Source organism: Microcystis sp. LEGE 00066 (genome assembly GCF_015207925.1).
GTDB lineage: Bacteria > Cyanobacteriota > Cyanobacteriia > Cyanobacteriales > Microcystaceae > Microcystis > Microcystis ichthyoblabe_A.
On the sequence record NZ_JADEVX010000295.1, the window covers coordinates 1 to 3,513 of the forward strand.

General features: G+C 45.7%; 4 protein-coding genes. 2 read left to right on the forward strand and 2 right to left on the reverse strand.

From position 1 onward, the window contains the following. Positions 1 to 39: 39 nt before the first annotated feature. Together IQ224_RS22625 and glmU are read right to left on the reverse strand one after the other, a co-directional pair. The gene (locus IQ224_RS22625) at positions 40 to 621 is read right to left on the reverse strand and encodes a thioredoxin family protein (protein ID WP_194033519.1); all 582 of its coding nucleotides are present in this window, start codon (positions 619 to 621) and stop codon (positions 40 to 42) included. 168 nt (positions 622 to 789) lie between these two features. Beyond that, on the reverse strand, positions 790 to 2,142 hold the full coding sequence (gene glmU / locus IQ224_RS22630) for a bifunctional UDP-N-acetylglucosamine diphosphorylase/glucosamine-1-phosphate N-acetyltransferase GlmU (RefSeq protein ID WP_194033520.1): 1,353 nt from the start codon (positions 2,140 to 2,142) through the stop codon (positions 790 to 792). 191 nt (positions 2,143 to 2,333) lie between these two features. Between glmU and IQ224_RS22635 the strand changes: the two genes are divergently transcribed. Both IQ224_RS22635 and IQ224_RS22640 read left to right on the forward strand, forming a co-directional pair. Next, positions 2,334 to 2,501: a hypothetical protein gene (locus IQ224_RS22635; protein ID WP_190537378.1), complete on the forward strand. Its 168-nt coding sequence runs from the start codon at positions 2,334 to 2,336 to the stop codon at positions 2,499 to 2,501. 92 nt (positions 2,502 to 2,593) lie between these two features. Further along, positions 2,594 to 3,337, forward strand: a complete 744-nt coding sequence (locus tag IQ224_RS22640; protein WP_002745719.1) for a DUF561 domain-containing protein — start codon at positions 2,594 to 2,596, stop codon at positions 3,335 to 3,337. Positions 3,338 to 3,513: the final 176 nt, after the last annotated feature.

Sequence of the window (3,513 nt, forward strand, 5' to 3'; positions counted from 1 at the left end):
CCCCACACCCCACACCCTACACCCTACACCCTTCGTTAATTAACCATAATAGGGTGGCTCATTACCCGGTTTCCATTTGATATTACAGCCTAAACTGGGTTTTTGCTCCGTCGGCACCGGTTGACCGGCTAAAACCTTGTCAATAGCGGCCCGGAGATCTTTGCCTGTCACCGGTACACCATTACTAGGACGACTATCATCCAATTGACCGCGATAGACTAGAATGCGCTGACTATCAAAGAGGAAAAAATCGGGAGTACAGGCTGCCGTGTAAGCTTTCGCCACTTCTTGGCTTTCGTCATAGCATAAATTGAATTTAAAGTCAAGGGTTATCGCCATTTTTTTCAAATTTGCGGGCGAATCATCGGGATATTTCTCCACATCATTAGAACTAATGGCGAGGATGCCTAGATTGGTGTTAGCATAATCGCGACCTAGACGGGTAAGTTCTTCTTGAATGTGTTTAACAAAGGGACAATGTTCACAGAGGAAGATGACTAACAGAGCGGTTTTCGCCGCAAAGCTGTCCAGAGAGATAGTTTCACCCGAAACCACATCGGGTAAGGCAAAACTGGGAGCTTTTGTCCCCAAATCTAACATTGTGGACTCGGTGCGTGCCATAAAGTTTCTACTCTTTTCTATAGGGAGGACTGAGATTTTTATAGCATTTCATGCTTCATCGCGCAAATTTAACGCCTTAATCAGTAAACAGTAATTAGTGAACTTAAAACTCACATCTGATAACTGATAACTGATAACTGATAACTGATAACTGATAACTGCCATAACCTACTGAAACTGATTTGACCAATTTTCGATTACGCGCTGACTTTCGCGAGCAATAACTAAAGCATTATCGGGGACATTTCTAGTGATAGTTGAACCAGCGGCCACGGTGACATTTTTTCCTAATTCTAGAGGAGCCACTAAAACACTATTTGCCCCAGTTTTTGTGCCACTGCCGATCATAGTTTGGTGTTTTTTCACACCATCGTAATTAGCAGTAATTGTTCCCGCACCAACGTTAACTTTTTCCCCTAAAGTGGCATCTCCCAGATAGGATAAATGGGCAATATTGGTTTTATTGCCGATGTCACTTTTTTTAATTTCAACAAAATTACCGACCCGACAATTAGCCCCAATTTTCGCTTCTCCGCGCAAATGAGCATAGGGACCGATGCGACAACCAGAATCCACCTGACTATCAGAAATAACCGAAAATAAGACCGTTACATCGCTGCCTAGGCGACTATTTTCGATTAAACTCCCCGGACCTATACGACAACCGGAAGCGATTATCGTCTCACCGCGCAGATGGGTTTGGGGTTCGATAATCACATCGGGACTGAGGGTGACAGTATCCTCAATGGTGACACTATCGGGGTCAATTATGGTGACTCCAGCGGCCATCCAATCATCTTTGACTCTAGTTTGCAGGATATTATAGGCGGCGGCCAATTGTTTGCGATCGTTAATGCCGCTAATTTCTAAACAATCCTCCACATCCACAGCCATGACGGGATCGAGAAAATTGACCACATCCGTGAGGTAATATTCACCCTGATCGTTATTGGGCGTTAAATTAGGCAGTATCGCCGCTAATTTTGACCAATTAAAGCAGTATATACCCCCATTAATCCGGTGGTTTTGTCTTTGGCCATCGTTACAGTCTCTTTCTTCCACAATCTGCTTAACGAGATTATTGCCATCACAAAAAACTCGACCGTAACCTTTCGGGTTTGGGAGGTTAGCAGTTAAGAGGGTGGCAGCGTTACCATGGTTTTTATGAATCTGGAGAAGATTTTGCAAGGTTTCGGGACGCAACAGGGGAACATCGCCATTTAAGACCAACAAATCCTCCTGAAAGTCCTCTAAATGGGGGATTAACTGCTGAATAGCATGGCCAGTGCCTAACTGTTCCTTTTGTTCAACAAATTCGATATCCGCAAGATGCTGTAGAGTATTTCGCACCTGTTGCCCTTGATAACCGATAATTACCAGTTTTCGCCGGGGATGTAAGGATTCGCTGACATTAAGCACCCGTTCCACTAGCGAGCGACTGCCGAGGGGATGTAAAACTTTCGGAAGGCTGGACTTCATTCGGGTTCCCTTACCCGCTGCTAAAATTGCTACCGCTACCATGGTCATGCTTGCCAATATCGTTCGCGACTGAGTATATCGCACTCCGATCCCCTTGGTTGCAAGAATTTTTCCCCTCTTTGATCCTGTGCCAGTTGAGAAACTACCATAAAAAGGTTTTCTTTAAGACATTGTTAAGGTAATATACACAAATTGAAACAATTGAACATAATTAGCACTCTATAGATACCGCTATGACAACTGTACTAACTAAGGAAGCCTCCGCCATGAAACAGATTCGCACCACCTACCAAGCTGACCAACAGGTTAAATACCTGCATCTAGAAGCGGAAATCGAGGTACTGCTGCAACAATTGCAAAACCTCAAGCGCAAAAACCAAGAGAATCAACACCTAAATTAAAGAAAATTTCCCTAAGAATTCTCAAATCCCACCCTCTGATCAGCGAGAAGGTGGGAAAATGTTTTTTGAGAATTCCAGATAGGTGTAGATTAATGATCAATTTTGCCTTACAGCAAGCCTTCGCCCGTCGTCATGCCCTGAAAGTGATTAGTGGGTTAAATAATTTCGATCGCTCGCAGGTTCTCTCAGTAGTTAAAGCCGCTACAGCAGGAGGAGCAACTTTTGTCGATATTGCCGCTAATGCTGACCTAATTCGGGCGGTAAAAGCACTGACAAATTTGCCCGTGTGTGTGTCGGCCGTTGAACCAGAATTGTTGGTGATGGCAGTGGACGCGGGAGCCGATTTAATTGAGATCGGTAATTTCGATAGTTTTTATGCTCAAGGACGCATTTTTGAGGCGGCGGAAGTTTTAGCCCTAACCCGTCAAACTCGCGACTTACTGCCCGAAATTACCCTGTCTGTGACAGTTCCCCATCTGCTGCCCCTTGATGAACAGGTGAGACTAGCGGAAGCTCTAGTTAGTCAAGGTGCCGATATCATTCAAACCGAAGGCGGCACTAGCAGTCAACCCCGTCACGCCGGTATTTTGGGACTGATTGAAAAAGCTGCCCCGACTTTAGCAGCAGCCCACGCTATTTCCCATGCGGTTAAGGTTCCCGTCCTCTGCGCTTCTGGTTTATCCATTGTTACTGCGCCCATGGCGATCGCTGCTGGAGCGGCCGGTATCGGTGTTGGTTCGGCGATCAATCAATTGGATAATGAAGTGGCCATGGTGGCAGCTGTGCGCGGTTTAGTCGAATCTCTGCAAGCACAACCGGTCTATATTGCCAACTAGAACAATTTTTGTCTAGATACGACGGAGAAGGGTCTGTTTTCCCTTCTCTTTTTCCCTCTGTCACCAGTTATCAGGAGGCGGTCGGCAGGAGTCAGAAGATGGGGTGATAGGGTTTTGGGGTGATAGGGTGATGAGACAGCTTCCCCATTTCCCCATTTCCCCACTTCCCCACTTCC

Excerpts from the sequence above, each read along its gene's own strand:
- IQ224_RS22635 (WP_190537378.1), top strand. The coding sequence starts at position 2,334 with ATGACAACTGTACTAACTAAGGAAGCCTCCGCCATGAAACAGATTCGC.
- IQ224_RS22640 (WP_002745719.1), top strand. The coding sequence starts at position 2,594 with ATGATCAATTTTGCCTTACAGCAAGCCTTCGCCCGTCGTCATGCCCTG.
- glmU (WP_194033520.1), bottom strand. The coding sequence starts at position 2,142 with ATGGTAGCGGTAGCAATTTTAGCAGCGGGTAAGGGAACCCGAATGAAG.
- IQ224_RS22625 (WP_194033519.1), bottom strand. The coding sequence starts at position 621 with ATGGCACGCACCGAGTCCACAATGTTAGATTTGGGGACAAAAGCTCCC.